The sequence below is a fragment of the Stenotrophomonas sp. FR010 genome (genome assembly GCF_047520755.2).
Classification (GTDB): domain Bacteria; phylum Pseudomonadota; class Gammaproteobacteria; order Xanthomonadales; family Xanthomonadaceae; genus Stenotrophomonas; species Stenotrophomonas sepilia.
Map to the genome: position 1 here is coordinate 208427 of NZ_JAXBQT020000003.1, position 19524 is coordinate 227950.

13 protein-coding genes and 1 pseudogene are annotated in these 19524 nt (G+C 66.8%); 11 read left to right on the plus strand and 3 right to left on the minus strand.

Annotation, left to right across the window (positions count from 1 at the left end; genetic code table 11):
- The first annotated feature begins 163 nt into the window (after window positions 1–163).
- Window positions 164–1741 (plus strand): BCCT family transporter, encoded by a 1578-nt coding sequence (locus tag ACM0PK_RS04585; protein WP_414607452.1) that lies wholly within the window; start codon window positions 164–166, stop codon window positions 1739–1741.
- 553 nt (window positions 1742–2294) lie between these two features.
- On the opposite strand, the gene ggt is transcribed toward ACM0PK_RS04585, so the two are convergent.
- The gene (ggt, locus tag ACM0PK_RS04590; RefSeq protein ID WP_414607451.1) at window positions 2295–4088 is read right to left on the minus strand and encodes a gamma-glutamyltransferase; all 1794 of its coding nucleotides are present in this window, start codon (window positions 4086–4088) and stop codon (window positions 2295–2297) included.
- Window positions 4089–4685: 597 nt separating this feature from the next.
- Between ggt and ilvC the strand changes: the two genes are divergently transcribed.
- From ilvC to leuB, 9 genes are all read left to right on the plus strand, one after another.
- The gene (gene ilvC, locus ACM0PK_RS04595) at window positions 4686–5660 is read left to right on the plus strand and encodes a ketol-acid reductoisomerase (RefSeq protein ID WP_188240627.1); all 975 of its coding nucleotides are present in this window, start codon (window positions 4686–4688) and stop codon (window positions 5658–5660) included.
- 39 nt (window positions 5661–5699) lie between these two features.
- On the plus strand, window positions 5700–7436 hold the full coding sequence (gene ilvG / locus ACM0PK_RS04600; protein WP_180867596.1) for an acetolactate synthase 2 catalytic subunit: 1737 nt from the start codon (window positions 5700–5702) through the stop codon (window positions 7434–7436).
- A complete protein-coding gene (locus ACM0PK_RS04605; protein ID WP_005419108.1) occupies window positions 7420–7671 on the plus strand; it encodes an ACT domain-containing protein in 252 nt (83 codons plus the stop codon). Before ilvG ends, ACM0PK_RS04605 begins: the two co-directional genes overlap by 17 nt.
- A gap of 96 nt (window positions 7672–7767) precedes the next feature.
- A complete protein-coding gene (locus ACM0PK_RS04610; protein WP_053499063.1) occupies window positions 7768–8859 on the plus strand; it encodes a threonine dehydratase in 1092 nt (363 codons plus the stop codon).
- Window positions 8856–10442, plus strand: coding sequence for a 2-isopropylmalate synthase (locus ACM0PK_RS04615; protein ID WP_414607450.1), 1587 nt, complete (start codon window positions 8856–8858; stop codon window positions 10440–10442). The genes ACM0PK_RS04610 and ACM0PK_RS04615 overlap by 4 nt, the downstream gene beginning before the upstream one ends.
- Window positions 10443–10452: 10 nt before the next feature.
- The gene (locus tag ACM0PK_RS04620) at window positions 10453–11226 is read left to right on the plus strand and encodes a class I SAM-dependent methyltransferase (RefSeq protein ID WP_414607449.1); all 774 of its coding nucleotides are present in this window, start codon (window positions 10453–10455) and stop codon (window positions 11224–11226) included.
- A gap of 60 nt (window positions 11227–11286) precedes the next feature.
- A complete protein-coding gene (gene leuC / locus ACM0PK_RS04625) occupies window positions 11287–12705 on the plus strand; it encodes a 3-isopropylmalate dehydratase large subunit (protein ID WP_414607448.1) in 1419 nt (472 codons plus the stop codon).
- Window positions 12705–13283 carry a 3-isopropylmalate dehydratase small subunit gene (gene leuD / locus ACM0PK_RS04630; RefSeq protein ID WP_111201712.1) on the plus strand — a complete coding sequence of 193 codons (579 nt, stop codon included), beginning with the start codon at window positions 12705–12707 and terminating at the stop codon, window positions 13281–13283. Before leuC ends, leuD begins: the two co-directional genes overlap by 1 nt.
- Window positions 13273–14334 carry a 3-isopropylmalate dehydrogenase gene (leuB, locus tag ACM0PK_RS04635; protein ID WP_134972399.1) on the plus strand — a complete coding sequence of 354 codons (1062 nt, stop codon included), beginning with the start codon at window positions 13273–13275 and terminating at the stop codon, window positions 14332–14334. Before leuD ends, leuB begins: the two co-directional genes overlap by 11 nt.
- Before the next feature lie 102 nt (window positions 14335–14436).
- Here the strand turns inward: leuB and ACM0PK_RS04640 are convergent, their stop codons facing one another.
- Window positions 14437–15210, minus strand: coding sequence for an SDR family oxidoreductase (locus ACM0PK_RS04640; RefSeq protein ID WP_072167591.1), 774 nt, complete (start codon window positions 15208–15210; stop codon window positions 14437–14439).
- 117 nt (window positions 15211–15327) lie between these two features.
- Between ACM0PK_RS04640 and ACM0PK_RS04645 the strand changes: the two are divergent.
- Window positions 15328–16235, plus strand: a pseudogene (locus tag ACM0PK_RS04645) (LysR family transcriptional regulator).
- A gap of 123 nt (window positions 16236–16358) precedes the next feature.
- Here ACM0PK_RS04645 and ACM0PK_RS04650 read toward each other — a convergent pair.
- Window positions 16359–19520: an efflux RND transporter permease subunit gene (locus tag ACM0PK_RS04650; protein WP_414607447.1), complete on the minus strand. Its 3162-nt coding sequence runs from the start codon at window positions 19518–19520 to the stop codon at window positions 16359–16361.
- Window positions 19521–19524: the final 4 nt, after the last annotated feature.

A 19524-nucleotide genomic window follows, 5' to 3' on the forward strand; every position in this document is an offset into this window, starting at 1 on the left:
AACCGTGACATCGCATTCAGTAACGTGCACGCGCATCGTGCCGCTGCGGCCGGTGTTTCCTCGCCGCCTTCGCGGCCCCTGCCCGGTCTGTGCTGCATGTCGCCGGCCCCTCGCAGCAAGCTCTGCTCGCTCCCCTCAATCCTTTGATCGGAGAAGCCCCTTCATGGTGTTTCGCGTTTCCATTGCACTGGTTCTGCTGCTGGTGCTGCTCGCCGGTGTTGCACCCGGTCCCTTCAACACCGTGGTCCAGTCGATGCTGGCCGAGGTCATCCGCAGTGTCGGCTGGCTGTACCTGCTGGTCGTGTTCCTGGCGCTGGTGTTCCTGATGTACCTGGCCTTCGGCCGCTTCGGCAACCTGCGCATCGGTGGCGAAGATGCCGAGCCCGAGTTCTCGCGTGCCAGCTGGATGTCGATGCTGTTCGCTGCCGGCATGGGCATCGGCCTGGTGTTCTGGGGCGCCGCCGAGCCCATTTCGCACTTCAGCAAGCCACCGGAGGGGCTGGCGCCCGAAAGCATGGACGCCGCGCGCGCCGCCATGCGCTATGCGTTCTTCCATTGGGGCCTGCACCCGTGGGCGATCTACGCGCTGATCGGGCTGGCAATGGCCTGGTTCCAGTTCAACCGCAACGGCCGTGGCCAGATCAGCGATATGTTGCAACCGATCATCGGCCGTCACCATCGTGGCTGGATCGGGCATATGGTCAACATCTCCGCGGTCGTCGCCACCGCGGTTGGCGTGGCTACAGCACTGGGCTTCGGCACGGTACAGATCGCGGCCGGCGTGGAACACGTGTTCGGCGTGCAGGCGGGCGTGCCGCTGCAGCTGACCATCATCGCAGTGGCTTTCGTACTGTACATGGCGTCCACGCTCAGCGGCGTCGGCCGCGGCATGAAATGGCTGTCCAACTTCAACCTTGCATTGGCTGCACTGCTGCTCGCGCTGGTGCTGGTACTCGGCCCGACTGGCGCGATCTTCAACACCTTCACGACGACGTTGGGCTCCTATCTCAATCAGCTGGTGACGATGAGCCTGCGCATGTCACCGTTCTCGTCCAGCACCTGGGTCGCGGACTGGACGATCTTCTACTGGGCCTGGTGGATTTCCTGGGCACCGTTCGTGGGTTCGTTCATCGCGCGCATCTCGCGCGGGCGCAGCGTGCGCGAGTTCGTGATCGGCGTGGTGCTGGCACCGACGCTGCTGGGCTTCTTCTGGTTCTCGGTGTTCGGTGGCACCGCGATCTGGATGCAGATCTTCGGCCAGGCCGACCTGCTGCAGGCACTGGGCAACGGCTATGAAACGGTGCTGTTCACCATGTTCGACAGCATGCCGCTGCCGTTGCTGCTGTCGTGCATTGCGCTGGTGCTACTGATGATCTTCTTCGTGACCTCGGCTGATTCTGCGGTACTTGTGCTGGCCAGCATGTCCACGGACGACGCGGGCGAGCCATTGCGCAAGCACAAAGTGGCGTGGGGTGTCGGCATTGCGCTCGTGGCGGGTTCCTTGCTGTTGGCAGGGGGACTGGAGGCGCTGCAGGGCATGATCACCATCGCTGCGCTGCCGTTCGCGCTGCTGATGCTTCTTGTGATGGTGTCCCTGTACCGGGTGCTTGACCAGGAATACACCCGGGAGCGGCGGCAGGCACAGCGCCAGCGGCACATGATCGATGCGTGGATTGCACGCGAGATGGCGGTGCAGGAGGAAACCCAGGCGGAGGCAGCGCGCGCGCACGATCAGGATTGAGGGGGTTTTGCAGCCTGCGGCTGCACCGCTTTTTTCAAGCAACGGCAACAACAACTTCAAAAGCGGCTCTGGATTTCTGCTGGTTTGGCGGGGAGGGGGCCGATGGCGGGACACGCCGCAAGTACGTCCCTGTAGGCTCGGCCACGGCATCCATGCCGTGGACGGTCCCGCCATCGGCCCCCTCCCCGCCTCCGACAATTTCCCGGTGACGGCAGTAGATCCACGCCATGCGTGGATCAGGTGTATCGGAAAACAAGAAGGGGTCGGATCCGTTTTCCTTCGGAAAACGGATCCGACCCCAACCCACAGCGCGCGGCTGTTGCTGTTGCCTTTGCTCTTGATCTTCTTCCTTCTCTTCCGTGGCTGACGCGCACGGAAATTTTCGGGGGGCGTGCGGGTGGGAGTGGCGGGAGTATCCGCGCCATGGATGGTGCGGCTAAGCCTACAAGGACGTATTTACGGCGTCCCCCGACACTCCCACCCGCACGCCCCAGCGCATGAACCTGCTCCAGCGCTCAGCCGCGAGGGGGCTCAGCCCGGTGGCCGGGAAACCTCAATACCCCGCCGCCTGCCCATCCTTGCGGCTCTCCAAAGCACCGTAGTACACCCCGGTCTCGGGATCGCGCATGATCGCCTGATAGCCACCATACGGGCCGTCGGCGAACACGATGCGATGCCCCTTGCGCATCAGCGCACGCACGGTTTCATACGGGAAGCCGGTTTCCAGGTTCACTTCACCACCGTCGGTCATCGCCGTGGCCTGGCCGGTCGGCTCGGTGGAGCCCTCATGCTGGATGCGCGGTGCGTCACCGGCTTCCTGCAGGTTCATGCCGAAGTCCACCAGGTTCATCACGATCTGCGCATGGCCCTGCGGCTGCATCGCGCCCCCCATCACGCCGAAGCTGGCATACGGCTTGCCACCCTTGGTGATGAACCCCGGAATGATCGTCTGGAAGGGGCGCTTGCCCGGTGCGTATCCGTTGGGATGGTTCTTCTGCAGCACGAACATCTCGCCGCGGTCCTGCAGGATGAAGCCCAATCCCGGCGGCGCCATGCCGCTGCCCATGCCGCGGTAATTGGACTGGATCAACGAGACCATCATGCCGTCGGCGTCGGCCACGGTCATGTAGATCGTGTCGCCTTCCTCCAGCTGCTTCGGTGTGCCTGGCTGCACTTCCTTCAAGGCCTTGTCCATCGAGATCAGCGCCCGGCGCTGCGCGGCGTACTCCTTGGAGATCAGCTTCTGCACCGGCGCCGGCTGGAATGCCATGTCGGCGTAGAAGCGCGCACGGTCGGCGAAGGCCAGCTTCTTCGCTTCGACGAACAGGTGCACGTGCTCGGGTGAGCCGAACGGGATCTTCGAGAAATCGTAGCCTTCCAGCACGTTGAGGATCTGAAGCGCAGCGATGCCCTGGCTGTTGGGTGGCAGCTCCCAGACGTCGTAGCCACGGTAGTTGCTGCTGACCGGCTCGACCCATTCACCGTGGTGGTCGGCCATGTCCTGGTAGCTGAGGTAGCCACCGTTGGCCTTGAAGTAGTCACCGATGGTGCGCGCGATGTCTCCCTTGTAGAAGGCGTCGCGCCCGCCGTCGGCGATCTTCTGCAGGGTGCTGGCCAGGTTCGGGTTCTTCCACATCTCGCCCTTGCGCGGGGCGTGGCCGTTGATCGTGAACTGCTCCTTGAAGCCCGGGTACTGCGACAGCTTGGGCACCGAACGGTCCCAGTAGTAGGCGATTACCTCGGCCACCGGGTGCCCTTCGCGGGCGTAACGGATGGCCGGCGCCAGGTTGTCGGCCATCGGCTTGCGACCGAAACGGTCGTGCAGGGCGAACCAGCCGTCGACCGCACCGGGCACCGACACCGGCAACGGGCCGGTGGCCGGGATGTCCTTCAGGCCACGACGCTGGAACTCGGCCAGGGTGAGCGACTTCGGCGAGCGGCCCGAGCCGTTGTAGCCGTAGAGCTTCTGCGTCTTTGGGTCCCAGACGATGGCGAACAGGTCGCCACCGATGCCGTTGCCGGTCGGCTCCATCAGGCCGAGCGCGGCATTGGCCGCGATCGCCGCGTCGACTGCCGAGCCTCCGCCCTTCATCACGTCCAGCGCGATCTGGGTGGCCAGCGGCTGCGAGGTAGCCGCCATCGCATGCGGGGCGATCACCTCCGAACGGGTGGCGAAGGTGTGGCCGGTGATGCGGTCGGCGGCGATGGACAGTGCAGGCACGGCAGCCAGCACGGCGGCGGCGAGCAGGGAGCGGGCAAGGCGTCGGGACACGGTCGGGTTCCGGTGGAAGGGTGGTCCCTCGATCTTCGCCGCTGCGGCCTTCATGCGGTATCGGGCAGAGGTCATGGACGTTGATCCTGCGTTAGATGCGGAGGAAGCCAGAAAGCCGCCGGATTCCGCGCAAAAACCGCTCTGAAAAGAGTGAATTCGGGTTCACCGAAACACTTTCAGCGGCAACCATCCTTGTGCCGCAAGCGATTGCGCTGGATTCACTGGAAACCGATAAAAAAAACCGTCGCGAGGGTTGACACCGCCAAAACGCCTGTGTTTCTCTCGATCGCATGTTGCATCACAACACGCCACCGCGAACCCACATCGAAGCCGCCGCCATCGGCGCCGCCTCGCTGCGTTCGATTCTTGTGCTCGTACTTATTACCCAACCCACAGGTGCGGGACGAGCCAGCGTGTAAGCAACAGACACACCGGAACTCTTCAAAAACCCGCACCCGCCCCGGTGCGGGTTTTTTCATTTCAGAACCTGGTTTCAGACGCAACCACCATGACCAACGCTCATCGCACAACCCGGACCTGCAGCACCATGCCTCGTGGTGGCTGTGCCTGTGCGATGCGCGGCGCCCCCTCCACCGCTTTCCCCTGACCGGCCGGCACGTCACCTCGACGACCGGCCGTTCTTTTTTCTTCCCACCGCAAGGAACCTCCCCCATGAGCACCAACGACCTGCCCCAGACCAAGATCGCCGTCGTCGGCTACGGCAGCCAGGGCCGCGCCCACGCACTGAACCTGCGCGAATCCGGCTTCGACGTGGTGGTAGGCCTGCGTCCGGGCGGCCCGACCGAAGCCAAGGCCCAGGCCGATGGATTCACCGTGGTGGCACCCGCCGATGCGGTGAAGGACGCCGACCTGGTCGCCGTGCTGACCCCGGACATGGTGCAGAAGAAGCTCTACAACGATGTGCTGGCGCCGAACATGAAGCAGGGGGCGTGCCTGCTGTTCGCCCACGGCCTGAACGTGCACTACGGCATGATCGAGCCGCGCGCCGATCTGGACGTCGTGCTGGTCGCGCCGAAGGGCCCGGGTGCGCTGGTGCGCCGTGAGTACGAGATCGGCCGTGGCGTGCCGTGCATCTGGGCGGTCTACCAGGACGTCAGCGGCAAGGCCGCGCAGCATGCCCAGGCCTATGCGGCCGGCCTCGGCGGTGCCCGCGCCAACCTGATCCAGACCACCTTCAAGGAAGAGACCGAGACCGATCTGTTCGGCGAGCAGGCGGTGCTGTGTGGTGGTGCGTCGGCGCTGGTGCAGGCCGGTTTCGAGACCCTGGTGGAAGCCGGCTACCAGCCGGAGATCGCCTACTACGAAGTGCTGCACGAACTGAAGCTGATCGTCGACCTGTTTTATGAAGGCGGCATCTCGCGCATGCTGGAATTCATCTCCGAGACCGCGCAGTACGGCGACTACGTCAGCGGCCCGCGCGTGATCGACGCCGGCACCAAGGCACGCATGAAGGAAGTGCTGAAGGACATCCAGGACGGCACCTTCACCAAGAACTGGGTGGCCGAGTACGAAGCGGGCCTGCCGAACTACAACAGGTTCAAGCAGGCCGACCTGGAGCACCCGATCGAGAAGGTGGGCAAGGAACTGCGCGCCAAGATGGTCTGGTTGCAAGGACAGGCCGCGTAACCGCGCGGCCCTCCCCCACCCGCTTTGCAAGGTTCCCCCATGAACTCTTCCACACACCGCAGCGCGCCGCCCAACGGCGCGCGCTGGCTGACCCAGGCGCTGGAGGCCGAAGGCGTCCGCACGCTGTTCGGCTATCCCGGCGGCACCATCATGCCGTTCTACGACGCGCTGGTGGATTCGTCGCTGAAGCACATCCTGGTACGCCATGAGCAGGGCGCGGCGCTGGCCGCCAACGGTTTCGCCCGCGCCAGCAACCAGGTGGGCGTCTGCGTGGCCACCTCCGGCCCGGGCGCGTCGAACCTGGTCACCGGCATCGCCGATGCGATGCTGGACTCGGTACCGATGGTCTGCATCACCGGCCAGGTCGGCACCCCGCTGCTGGGCACCGACGCCTTCCAGGAACTGGATGTGTTCGGCCTGACGATGCCGATCGTCAAGCACAGCTGGCTGGTGCGCAGCGTCGATGACCTGCCGCGCGTGGTGGCCGATGCGTTCCGGATCGCCCGCGAAGGTCGCCCCGGCCCGGTGCTGATCGACCTGCCCAAGGATGTGCAGCTGGCCGACGCCAGCCATCTGCCGGCGCATGCGCCCAGCAGCGTCGAACCACCGCCGGCGCCAGCCGAGGCCGCCATTGCCGAGGCCATCGCCGCGCTGGCGGCGGCCGAGAAGCCGGTGGTCTACGCCGGTGGCGGCATCGCCCTGGGCGACGCCGTGCAGGACCTGCGCGACTTCGTCGAGGCCAGTGCCATCCCCACCGTGATGACCCTGCGCGGCCTCGGCGCACTGCCGGCCAGCCATCCGCAGTCGCTGGGCATGCTGGGCATGCACGGCACCCGCGCGGCCAACATGGCGGTGCAGGAAAGCGACCTGCTGCTGGTGCTGGGCGCACGCTTCGACGACCGTGCCACCGGCAAGCTGGCGGAGTTTGCACCGTTCGCCCGCGTCGTTCACATCGATGCGGACGCATATGAGATTTCCAAGCTGCGCAGCGCCGATGTCGCCGTGCCCGGCAATGTCGGTCATGCCATCCGCGCCCTGCGTGCGGCCTTCCCCTCCCCCAAGGCCCACCAGGAGGCGTGGCGCAAGCGCTGTGCACAGCACCGCGATCGTTTCGCCGCGCGCTACGACGCACCGGGTCAGCACATCTACGCCCCGGCGCTGCTGAAGCGCCTGAGCGAGCTGGCCCCGGCCGATGCGGTGATCGCCTGCGACGTTGGCCAGCACCAGATGTGGGTGGCCCAGCACTGCCGCTTCAACCACCCGCGCAACCACCTGACCAGTGGCGCGCTGGGCACCATGGGCTTCGGCCTGCCGGCCGCGATGGGTGCGCAGTTCGCCTGCCCCGATCGCACCGTGGTGCTGGTGTCCGGCGACGGCAGCTTCATGATGAACGTGCAGGAGCTGGCCACCATTGCCCGCTGCCGCCTGCCGGTGAAGATCGTGCTGCTGGACAACAGTTCGCTGGGCATGGTGCGGCAGTGGCAGGAGCTGTTCTTCGCCGAGCGCTACAGCGAGATCGACCTGTCCGACAACCCGGACTTCGTGGCGCTGGCGCAGGTGTTCGGCATTGCCGCCACCCGCATCGACGCGCGGGATGACGTCGAGGGTGGCCTGGCCGCGCTGCTGGCCGAACCCGGCCCGGCACTGCTGCACGTGGCCATCGATGCACGCGCCAACGTATGGCCGCTGGTGCCACCGAACACCGCCAACAGCACGATGCTGGAAAGCAACCCCGCCCATGCCCGCCAGGAGATCCCCAATGCACTACCGGCTTGACCTGGTGCTGCACCCGGCCGAAGGCGCGCTGTTGCGCGTGATCGGCATGGCCGAGCGCCGTGGCTTCGCGCCGCGTGCGATCAGCGGTGCGCCGGTGGCCGCCGACGATGGCCGCTGGCACCTGCAGTTGGTGGTGGATGGCCAGCGCCCGGCGGAAACGCTGTGCCGGCAGATCGAGAAGATCTACGACTGCGTGTCCGTGCAGGTCACCGCCGTGGAAGGAGCATCCGTATGAACACCCGTACCGTAGTGACCACGGTGCCGGTACGGAGGCGTCTTCTTCGCCGCCCGTGCCCGCATGCGGCGGTCGCCTGCCCCCCGCTGGTGGCCCATGCCGGCCGCTGATGCCAGCCAGGAAAGCGATGTCGGCGACGTAAGCGTCGCCGACGTACTGGCGGCGCAGGCCCGGCTGCGCCGCTTCCTGCCGCCTACCCCGCTGCACCATGCCGAGCGCTTCGGCACCTGGCTGAAGCTGGAGAACCTGCAGCGCACCGGGTCCTACAAGGTGCGCGGCGCGTTGAACGCGCTGCTGGCCGGCCGCGAGCGCGGCGATACCCGGCCGGTGATCTGCGCCTCGGCCGGCAACCATGCCCAGGGCGTGGCGTGGGCGGCCTACCGCCTGGACGTCCCGGCCATCACCGTGATGCCGCATGGCGCACCGGCCACCAAGATCGCCGGCGTCGCTCACTGGGGCGCCACCGTGCGCCAGCATGGCACCAGCTATGACGAGGCCTACGCCTTCGCCGTCGAACTGGCACAGCGCCATGGCTACCGCTTCCTGTCCGCGTTCGACGACGCCGATGTGATTGCCGGCCAGGGTACGGTCGGCATCGAGCTGGCCGCGCACGCACCGGACGTGGTGATCGTGCCGATTGGTGGTGGCGGACTGGCCTCCGGCGTTGCACTGGCGCTGAAATCACAGGGCGTGCGCGTGATCGGCGCCCAGGTGGAAGGCGTTGACTCAATGGCGCGCGCCATCCGCGGCGACGTGCGCGAGATCGCCCCCGTCGCCTCGCTGGCCGACGGCGTGCGGGTGAAGATCCCTGGATTCCTGACCCGACGCCTGTGCACCTCGCTGCTGGACGACGTGGTGATCGTGCGCGAAGCCGAACTGCGTGAAACCCTGGTCCGGCTGGCACTGGAAGAACACATCATCGCCGAGGGCGCCGGTGCGCTGGCGCTGGCAGCAGGCCGCCGTGTCGCTGGCCGCCGCAAGTGCGCGGTGGTGTCCGGCGGGAATATCGATGCGGGTGTCCTGGCCGGCCTGCTCACCGACATCCGGCCGCGCCCGCCACGCAAACCACGGCGACGGCGTAGTGAAACCCCACGCTCGCCCGGCAAGGCCAGCGCCCTCGCGTCCCCCACCTCTTCCCCTTCCCCCCTGCAAGCCGCCGCACCCGCTGTCGAGGAGATTTCCCTGTGACCACCATCGAACGAATTACCACCCCGCGCATCCGCATCTTCGACACCACCCTGCGTGACGGCGAGCAGTCCCCCGGCTGCAGCATGAGCCCGCCGCAGAAGCTGGTGATGGCGCGTGCGCTGGACGAACTGGGCGTGGACATCATCGAGACCGGCTTCCCGGCCAGCTCGCAGTCCGACCGCGAGGCGATGGCCCTGATCGGCCGTGAGCTGCGCCGCCCGAGCCTGAGCCTGGCGGTGCTGTCGCGCTGCCTGCAGGCCGATATCGAAACCTCGGCGCGTGCCCTGGAAGCTGCGGCCAACCCGCGCCTGCACGTGTTCCTGTCCACCAGCCCGCTGCACCGCGAACACAAGCTGCGGATGACCCGCGAGCAGGTGCTGGAATCGGTACGCAAGCATGTATCGCTGGCACACTCGTACATCGACGATGTCGAATTCTCGGCCGAGGATGCCACCCGCACCGAGCTGGACTACCTGATCGAAGTCTCGCGCGTAGCCATTGCCGCCGGCGCCACCACCATCAACCTGCCCGACACCGTCGGCTTCACCACGCCGGAAGAAATCCGCGCGATGTTCCAGCAGGTCATCGCCGGCGTCGCCGATGTGCCGAATGCCGCCAACGTGATCTTCAGCGCGCACTGCCACAATGACCTGGGCCTGGCCGTGGCCAACTCGCTGGCCGCCATCGAAGGCGGCGCGCGCCAGGTCGAGTGCACCATCAACGGCATCGGCGAGCGTGCCGGCAACTGTTCGCTGGAAGAGATCGCGATGGTGCTGAAAGTCCGCCAGGCCTTCTACGAGCAGGACAGTTCGATCAACACCCCGCGCATCGTCGGCACCTCGCAGCTGCTGCAGCGCCTGGTCGGCATGCCGGTGCAGCGCAACAAGGCCATCGTCGGCGCCAATGCCTTCGCCCACGAATCGGGTATCCACCAGCACGGCATGCTGCGCCATCGCGGCACCTACGAAATCATGCGCCCGGAAGACGTGGGCTGGGAAGATTCGCAGATGGTGCTGGGTCGCCACAGTGGCCGCGCCGCCGTCGAAGCACGCCTGCGTGCACTGGGCTTCTGGCTGGACGAAGACGAACTGAAGCTGGTGTTCGAGCAGTTCAAGGGCCTGTGCGAACAGCAGCGCGTGGTCACCGATGCCGACCTGCAAACCTTGATGCAGGGCGGCTCCAACGCGCAGGGCTATCGCCTGGCGTCGATGACCATCAGCGACGTCGGCAGCCGCGCCAATGCACTGGTCGAACTGTCCGACCCGGACGGCAACCGCGTGGCCGAGACCGCGCAGGGCGACGGCCCGGTCGATGCGCTGTTCGGCGCGCTGTCGGCTGCCACCGGCGTGCAGCTGATGCTGGACAGCTACCAGGTGCACAGCGTCGGCATCGGCGCCGATGCGCGCGGTGAAGCCAATCTGAGCGTGCGCCACGACGGCGTGGAGTACGACGGCACCGGCACCAGCAAGGACATCATCGAAGCCTCCGCGCTGGCCTGGCTGGACGTGGCCAACCGCCTGCTGCGCCAGCGCCACGCCGCCGCCCAAAGCAGCACCGACGTTCCCACCCCCGCAACCGCCTGAGGAACCCGAGATGAGCGCCTTCGACACTCCTACCGCAGCCGCTGGCCAGCAGTGGAACGCCCAGGACTATGCGATCGATGCCGGTTTCGTACCGTCGCTCGGTGGCGCGGTCGCGCGCCTGCTCGATCCGCGTGCCGGTGAGCGCATCCTCGACCTGGGCTGTGGCGACGGCGTGCTCAGCACCGAACTGGCCCTGAGCGGCGCGCGCATCCACGGCGTGGACGCGTCGCCGGAACTGGTGATCGCCGCCCGTGCACGTGGCGTCGACGCGCAGGTGATGGACGGCCACGCGTTGTCGTTCGATAGCGAGTTCGATGCGGTCTTCAGCAATGCCGCATTGCATTGGATGGGCAACCCGGACCGCGTGCTGGAAGGCGTGCGTCGCGCGCTGCGTCCCGGTGGCCGCTTCGTCGCCGAGTTCGGCGGCCATGGCAACGTCGCTACGATCGTCGCCGCGGTACAGGCCGCACGCGTGGCCCACGGCCATGGCGCCAGCACCTTCCAGTGGTACTTCCCGACCGCCGATGCCTATGCCGACCGCCTGCGCCAGCATGGCTTCCAGGTGCAACTGATCGAATGCACGCCGCGCCCGACCCCACTGCCGACCGGCGTGGCCGGCTGGCTGCGGGTATTCGCCGCGCCGCTGCTGGATGACCTGCCCGCCGAGGCCCGCGCCACCGTGCGCGAGGCTGCCACCGCGTTGCTGGCCGACCTGCCACGCAATGCCGCCGGCCAGGCGCTGGCCGACTACGTGCGCCTGCGTGTGCTCGCCCGCCGTCGCTGACTTGACCGTTCCGCTTTCTTTACTGATGTTCGCTATCTCGTACTTCTGCCAGGCATACGCATGACTTCCGCACCCCGCACCCTGTACGACAAACTGTGGGACGCCCACGTGGTGGTTCCCGAATCCGACAGCGCACCCGCCGTGCTGTACATCGACCTGCACCTGATCCATGAGGTCACCTCGCCGCAGGCGTTCACTGAACTGCGCGAGCGCGGCCTGTCGCCGCGCCGGCCGGACCGCACCAAGGCGACGATGGACCATTCCACGCCGACCCTGCCGGCTGCGGCGGACGGCACGTTGCCCTACGCCAGCGCCGCTTCCGAGGCACAGGTCGCCACCCTGGCGCGAAACTGCGCCGAGCACGGCATCGAACTGTTCGACATGGCCTCGGACAACCGCGGCATCGTCCATGTCATTGCGCCGGAACAGGGCTTCACCCAGCCGGGCATGACCATCGTCTGCGGCGACAGCCACACCTCCACCCACGGTGCATTCGGCTCGCTGGCCTTCGGCATCGGCACCAGCGAGGTCGGCCACGTGCTGTCCACGCAGTGCCTGCTGCAGCGCAAGGCCAAGACCTTCGCGATCACCGTTGACGGTGCGCTGGCACCCGGCGTCGGCGCCAAGGATGTGGTCCTGCACATCATCGGCGTGATCGGCGTCAACGGCGGCACCGGCCATGTGATCGAGTTCCGTGGCAGCACCATCGAAGCGATGGACATGGAACAGCGCATGACCCTGTGCAACATGTCGATCGAAGCAGGTGCACGCGCCGGCATGGTCGCGCCCGACCAGGTCACCTTCGACTTCGTCGCCGCTACGCCGCGCGGCCCCAAGGGCGCCGACTTCGACGCTGCCGTGGCGCGCTGGCAACAGCTGCGCAGCGATGACGGCGCGCGCTTCGACAGCGAAGTGCACATCGACGCCGCCGACATCCGCCCGACCCTGACCTGGGGTACGCATCCGGGTACCGCGATCGCCGTGGATGCGCCGATTCCCGCCGCCAACGATGCCGCCGCGCAGAAGGGCCTGGACTACATGCACTTCCAGGCCGGCAAGGCGCTGGCGGGCACACCGGTGGACGTAGTGTTCGTTGGTTCGTGCACCAACGGCCGCCTGAGTGATATGCGGGAAGTGGCGCAGGTGCTGCGCGGTCGTCGCGTCGCCGACCGGGTCCGCATGCTGGTGGTGCCGGGCTCGGAGATCGTCAAGCGCGAGGCCGAAGCCGAAGGCATCCACGAGATCGTGCGCGCGGCCGGGGCCGAGTGGCGCGAGCCGGGCTGCTCGATGTGCATCGCAATGAACGGCGATCTGGTCGCGCCCGGCCAGCTGGCCGTGAGCACCAGCAACCGCAATTTTGAAGGCCGGCAGGGCCCCGGTTCGCGCACGCTGCTGGCCTCGCCGATGAGCGCTGCATGGGCGGCGGTGAACGGGCACGTCGCAGATACCCGCGAACTGTTCGCACAGGAGGTGGCGTGATGGCCGGTTTCCGTACCCTGACCTCGGCCAGCGTGGTGCTGCGCCAGACCAACATCGACACCGACCAGATCATCCCGGCGCGGTTCCTGTCCACCACCGAGCGTGCCGGGCTGGGTCGCAACGCGTTCAACGACTGGCGCTGGCAAGCTGATGGTTCGCCGGTGGCCGACTTCGCCTTCAACCAGCCGCACAACGCCGGCCGCAGCATCCTGCTGGCGGGCCGCAATTTCGGTTGCGGCTCGTCGCGCGAACACGCCCCCTGGGCGCTGACCGACCTGGGCCTGCGCGCCATCGTCAGCAGCGAGATCGCGGACATCTTCCGCGGCAACGCGCTGAAGAACGGCCTGCTGCCGATCGTGCTGGACGAGGCCGACGTACAGGCGCTGATGCAGCGCCCGGACGATGCGCTGACCATCGACGTGGCTGCGCGCGAACTGCGCACCCCCGCTGGCCGCGTCTATTCCTTCCCGCTGGATGGCTTCTCGCAGACCTGCCTGCTGGAAGGCGTCGACCAGTTGGGGTATCTGCTGGGCCGTGTCCCTGAAATCGAACGTTACGAGAGTGAGCATGCACGCTGAGATTGTTGTCCTGCCCGGTGATGGCATCGGTCCGGAAGTGGCCGCCGCGGCAGTTGCCGTCCTGAAGGCGGTCGCCGACCGCTTCAACCACACCTTCACTTTCAGCGAGCACGACATCGGTGGCATCGCCATCGACCGCCACGGCGAGCCGCTGCCGGCGTCGACGCTGGCCGCCTGCCAGGCCGCCAATGCGGTACTGCTGGGCGCGGTCGGTGGCCCGAAGTGGTCCGACCCGAACGCCAAGGTGCGCCCCGAGCAAGGCCTGCTGGCGATCCGCAAGGCGCTGGGCCTGTACGCGAACCTGCGCCCGGTGCGTACCCACGAGGCCGCGCTGCACGCCTCGCCGATCAAGGCGGAGCTGCTGCAGGGCGTGGACTTCGTGGTGGTGCGTGAACTGACCGGCGGCATCTACTTCGGCGACAAGACCCGCGACGCCGACAGCGCCAGCGACCTGTGCCGCTACACCGTGGCCGAGATCGAGCGCGTGCTGCGCAGCGCCTTCCGCCTGGCCCAGCAGCGTCGCGGCAAGGTTACTTCGGTGGACAAGGCCAATGTGCTGGAAACCTCGCGCCTGTGGCGCGACGTGGCCGCACGCATTGGCCGCGAGGAGTTCCCGGACGTGGCGCTGGAGCACCAGCTGGTCGATTCGATGGCCATGCACCTGCTGGCCAAGCCACGCGAGTACGACGTGATCGTCACCGAGAACATGTTCGGCGACATCCTCACCGATGAGGCCTCGATGCTGGCCGGTTCGCTGGGCCTGCTGCCGTCGGCCTCGCTGGGCGAGCCGGGGGCGGTGGGCATTTACGAGCCCATCCACGGTTCGGCCCCGGACATCGCCGGCAAGGGCATCGCCAATCCGTATGCGACAATCTTCAGCGCCGCGATGCTGCTGCGCCATTCGCTGGGGCTGGAAGCCGAAGCGGCAGCCGTGGAAGCCGCCGTGCATGCGGTGCTGGATGACGGCGTGTTCACTGCTGATCTGGCTGCGAAGGGCAAGGCGGTGAGCACCGCGGCAGCGACCGACGCGGTGCTGGCGAAGCTGGGCTGATCCGGTAGCGCCACGCCATGCGTGGCGCGCTTCCCGTCGGATATCGTGCGCAGCCCCCCATGGGGTGGCTCTACCGGTAGATCCACGCCATGCGTGGCTGCGTTACTTGGTGGTGTACCCACCATTGACCAGAATCGTCTGCCCGGTCATCCACCAGCCATCCGTCACCAGGAAGCGGATCCACGGCACGATATCGGCGATGTCGGTCAGCCCGGTGCGGGTGAACGCCGACAACGCCGCCGCAGTCTTGTGATATGCCTGCGCATCGGCGCTCTCGGCCGGATAGAAGAACGGCGTGTCCATCGGACCGGGACCGATCGCGGTCACCGAAATGCCGCGCTCGCCGAACTCCTTCGACGCCGCGCGGGTGAAGTGCTCGACCGGCGCCTTGGTGCCGGCGTAGCTGGAATAGAACGGCGTGAACGCACCCAGCAGCGAGGTGACCAGGGTGCAGATGCGGCCACCGTCATTGACGTGGCGACCTGCCTCCTTCAGGAAGAAGAACGCGGCCTTGGCATTGACCGCGCTCATCTCGTCGTACTCCACTTCGCTGATGTCCAGCAGCGGTTTCTTCAATACCTTGCCGACCGTATTGATGGCGATGTCGGGACGGCCGACTGCGGCCACGGCATCGGCGAACAAGCGCTCCATCGCTGCCGCCGACGTCAGGTCGCCCTGCAGGGCCACCGCCTTGCTGCCGGCGGCCTGCACCGCGGCTACCGTCGCTTCTGCATCGGGCTGGGTAGCGGCACTGTTGTAGTGGATGACGATGGCTTTGGCGCCCTGTGCGGCGAAGTCGCGGGCGATCAGGCCACCCAGGTTCTTGGCGCCACCGGCGATCAGCACGGTCTTGCCCTTGAGGGAATGCTCGGTCATGGCTTCGGTCTCGGGAGGGGGCTGCCCGGGGTGGCAACCCTGCCCTGACGACGATATCGTGCAGAAAATGCGGATAAAGCCCGCCACTTTGACTTAACTTTCCAGAGCCAGCGAACAATGGACCGGATCGATCGCTTCCGCATCTTCACCCGGGTCGTGGAGTGCGCCAGCTTCACGCGCGCCGCCGACCAGTTGGGCCTGCCCCGCTCCACGGTCTCGGCAGCCATTGCGCGGAGCTGGAGCAGCGGCTCGGCACCCGCCTGCTGCAGCGCTCGACCCGGCGGGTGTCCACCACCCACGACGGCGACGTGTTCCATGCCCGCTGCCTGCGCCTGATCGCCGAGGTCGAAGACGCCGAATCGCTGTTCCTCCAGGTCGACGCCCAGCCGTCGGGCCTGCTGAAGATCGACGTACCCAGCCGCATCGGCCGCCGCATCATCGCACCGGCGCTGCCCGGGTTCTTCGCGCAGTATCCGCAGGTGGAAGTCGACCTGGGCATGACCGACCGCGCGGTGAACCTGATCGAAGACGGTTGCGATGCGGTGCTGCGGGTCGGCCAACTGGGCGATTCCAGCCTGGTGGCGCGCACGCTGGGCCAACTGGATTTTGCCAACGTTGCGGCGCCGGCCTACCTGCGCGAACACGGCGTGCCGCAGCATCCTGCCGACCTGCCGCAGCACCGCGCGGTGAACTACGCGTCGCCGACCACGGCACGGATGGAACCGTGGGAGTGGCAGGACGGCGGCCAACTGCGCACGCTGCCGATGCCTGGCTGGGTGCGTGTGAACAGCGCCGAGGCATCGATTGCGTGCTGTGTGGCGGGGTTGGGTCTTTTGCAGATTCCGCGCTACGACGTACAGGCCGAGCTGCAATCCGGCGCGCTGGTGGAAGTGATGCCACAGCACGTCGCACAGCCATTGCCGGTCACCCTGCTGCAGCCGCATCGGCAGCACCGTGCGCTGCGCGTACAGGTGTTCATCGAATGGCTGCTGCCGGTGCTACGGATCGGTCTGCAGCTGCAGTAGATCCACGCCATGCGTGGATGACGGAGCCTGGAAATCCGCAGCCACCCATGGGGTGGCTCTACTGGAAGATGTGCCAGCCAGGGTTGGCACCTACCAGGGGCCGCGGCCGCAGAACCCGGGGCATCACGCCCCGGATTCATCGGGCTTCACCCGGAACCACGCCGCGTACAACGCCGGCAGGAACACCAGGGTCAGCACCGTACCGACGATCAGGCCGCCCATGATCGAGATCGCCATCGATCCGTAGAACGCGCTGCGCGACAGCGGAATCATCGCCAGCACGGCTGCCAGTGCGGTCAGCACGATCGGGCGGAAGCGGCGCACCGTAGCGTCGATGATCGAATGCCAACGGTCATGCCCGGCATCGATGTCCTGCTGGATCTGGTCGATCAGGATCACCGAGTTGCGCATGATCATGCCGGCCAGTGCGATCGTGCCCAGCAGCGCGACGAAGCCGAACGGCGCCCGGAACAGCAGCAGGAACAGGGTCGCGCCGATGATGCCCAGCGGCGCGGTCACCAATACCATCGCTGCACGCGAGAAGCTGCGCAGCTGCAGCATCAGCAGCGTGGCCACCACCACCAGGAACAGCGGCATGCCGGCCTTGATCGAGTTCTGGCCACGCGCCGAATCCTCCACGGTACCGCCGGTTTCCAGCAGGTAACCACTGGGCAGCTCGGCACGGATGCCGTCCAGTGTGGGCAGGATCTGATGCACCACGTCCAGCGCCTGCATGCCATCACTGATGTCGGCGCGCACAGTCACCGTCGGCAACCGGTTACGGTGCCAGATGATGCCGTCCTCGAAGCCGTACTCCATCGTCGCCACCTGCGACAGCGTGATGCTGCCACCGTTGGCGGTGGGCATCGACAGGCTGGACAGTAGCTCCAGCTGGTTGCGCTCATCGGCCGGCCCGCGCAGCAGCATCTCGATCTGGCGATTGCCCTCGCGATACACGCTGACCGATTGCCCGGCCAACGAACTGGACAGGAACTGGCTGACCTGGGCGCTGCTCACGCCCAGCGCGCGGGCGCGCTCCTGGTCGACCACCAGGCGCACCACCTTGCTCGGCTCGCTCCAGTCCAGGTTGACGTTCATCACGTGCGGGTTCTCCCGCACCTTGGCCTCGACCTGGCGCGCGATCGCCTGCACCTTCTCGATGTGCTCGCCGGAGATGCGCATCTGCACCGGATAGCCGACCGGCGGGCCGTTCTCCAGGCGGGTCACGCGCATCTGCACGTCCGGGAACTTCGGGATCACCTCGTGGAGCAGCCAGTCGCGTGTGCTTTCGCGTGACCTGATGTCCTTGGCCAGCACCACGAACTGGGCGAAGTTGGTCGCCGGCAGCTGCTGGTCCAGCGGCAGGTAGAAGCGCGGCGAACCGGTGCCCACATAGGACACGTAGTTGGCAATGCCCTCGCGGCTGGACAGCAGCTTCTCAAGCTTCTCGGCCTGGGCCTGGGTCGAGCGCAGCGAGGCGCCCTCGGCCAGCTCGATGTCCACCATCAGTTCCGGCCGGGTCGAGTCCGGGAAGAACTGCTGCGGCACGAAGCGGAACATTATCAGCGAGAACACGAACAGGCCGATGGTCGCCGCGATCACCCACCAGCGATGCCGCAGGCAGGTATCGAGGAAGCGACGGAAACTACGATAGAACGGGCGCTGGTACGGATCGTGGTCGTGCCCTTGCTGCGGCGGCGCGATCAGGTTGGCCAGCGCCGGATAGCGGTCGGCCCACTGCTGGCGCTTGGCGTTCCAGCGCGCGGACAGGCTGCCCGGCTTCGGCGGCTGCGGATTGAACAGGTCCGGCAGCATCTTGTCGCCCAGGTAAGGGATGAACAGCACCGCTGCGATCCACGACACCACCAGCGCGATGGTCACCACCTGGAACAGCGAGCGGGTGTATTCACCGGTACTCGATGCCGCAGTGGCAATGGGCAGGAAGCCGGCCGCGGTGATCAGGGTGCCGGTCAGCATCGGGAAAGCGGTCGACTCCCAGGCGAAACTGGCGGCGCGCAGGCGGTCGTAGCCCTGCTCCATCTTGGTGGCCATCATCTCCACCGCGATGATCGCATCATCCACCAGCAGGCCCAGCGCCAGCACCAATGCACCCAGCGAGATCTTGTGCAGGCCGATGTCGAAGTAGTGCATGACGAAGAAGGTCATCGCCAGCACCAGCGGGATGGTCACGCCCACCACCAGGCCGGTGCGCAGGCCCAGCGAGAAGAAGCTGACCAGCAGCACGATCACCACCGCCTCGGTCAGCACCTGCACGAACTCGCCGACCGACTCTTCCACCGATTGCGGCTGGTCGGACACCTTGCGCAGCTGCATGCCGGCCGGCAGGGTCTTCTGCAGGCGTTCGAACTCGGCATCGAGGTTGGCGCCGAGCTTGAGGATGTCACCGCCATCCTTCATCGCCACCGCCAGGCCGATCGCCTCTTCGCCCATGAAGCGCATCTTCGGCGACGCCGGATCGGCGAAGCCACGCTTGACCTCGGCGATGTCGCCCAGGTGCACGGTGCGGTCACCGGCGCGGATCGGGAACTGGCGGATCGCTTCGATGTCGTTGAACTGGCCGGTCACCCGCAGCTGCACCCGATCGGTGGCGGTCTCGAAGAAGCTGGTGCCGGTCACTGCATTCTGGTCGGCCAGCGCCTGCTGCACCTGCTGCATCGACACGCCCAGCGTGGCCAGCCGGGTGTTGGACAGTTCGATCCACACCTTCTCGTCCTGCAGGCCGACCAGGTCGATCTTGCCGACGTCGGGCACCCGCTGCAGTTCCAGCTGGATGCGGTCGGCGTAGTCGCGCATCACCGCATAGTCGAAGCCCTTGCCGGTCAACGCATAGATGTTGCCGTAGGTGTCGCCGAACTCATCGTTGAAGAACGGACCGACGATCTCGCGTGGCAGCGTCGGGCGGATGTCGCCCACGCGCTTGCGCACCTGGTACCACAGGTCCGGGATCTGCCTGGAGCGCAGGCTGTCGCGCGCCATGAAGATGATCTGCGATTCGCCCGGACGCGAGTACGAGCGGATGAACTCGTACTCGCCGGTATTCATCAGCGCCTTCTCGAGCGGCTCGGTCACCTGCCGCGAGACCTGCTCGGCAGTGGCCCCGGGCCACAATGTGCGCACCACCATCGCCTTGAAGGTGAACGGCGGGTCCTCGGACTGGCCCAGATGCTTGTACGACCATGCGCCGATCAGCGCGAAGGCCAGCATCGCAAACAGCACCAGCGGGCGGTTGGACAACGCCCACTCGGAAAGATTGAAGCGGCGCACCGGC

Bases quoted from the DNA above. Each gene is read 5' to 3' on its own strand.
- ACM0PK_RS04585 (WP_414607452.1), top strand. From the start codon at position 164: ATGGTGTTTCGCGTTTCCATTGCACTGGTTCTGCTGCTGGTGCTGCTC.
- ggt (WP_414607451.1), bottom strand. From the start codon at position 4,088: ATGACCTCTGCCCGATACCGCATGAAGGCCGCAGCGGCGAAGATCGAG.
- ilvC (WP_188240627.1), top strand. From the start codon at position 4,686: ATGAGCACCAACGACCTGCCCCAGACCAAGATCGCCGTCGTCGGCTAC.
- ilvG (WP_180867596.1), top strand. From the start codon at position 5,700: ATGAACTCTTCCACACACCGCAGCGCGCCGCCCAACGGCGCGCGCTGG.
- ACM0PK_RS04605 (WP_005419108.1), top strand. From the start codon at position 7,420: ATGCACTACCGGCTTGACCTGGTGCTGCACCCGGCCGAAGGCGCGCTG.
- ACM0PK_RS04610 (WP_053499063.1), top strand. From the start codon at position 7,768: ATGCCGGCCGCTGATGCCAGCCAGGAAAGCGATGTCGGCGACGTAAGC.
- ACM0PK_RS04620 (WP_414607449.1), top strand. From the start codon at position 10,453: ATGAGCGCCTTCGACACTCCTACCGCAGCCGCTGGCCAGCAGTGGAAC.
- leuC (WP_414607448.1), top strand. From the start codon at position 11,287: ATGACTTCCGCACCCCGCACCCTGTACGACAAACTGTGGGACGCCCAC.
- leuD (WP_111201712.1), top strand. From the start codon at position 12,705: ATGGCCGGTTTCCGTACCCTGACCTCGGCCAGCGTGGTGCTGCGCCAG.
- leuB (WP_134972399.1), top strand. From the start codon at position 13,273: ATGCACGCTGAGATTGTTGTCCTGCCCGGTGATGGCATCGGTCCGGAA.
- ACM0PK_RS04640 (WP_072167591.1), bottom strand. From the start codon at position 15,210: ATGACCGAGCATTCCCTCAAGGGCAAGACCGTGCTGATCGCCGGTGGC.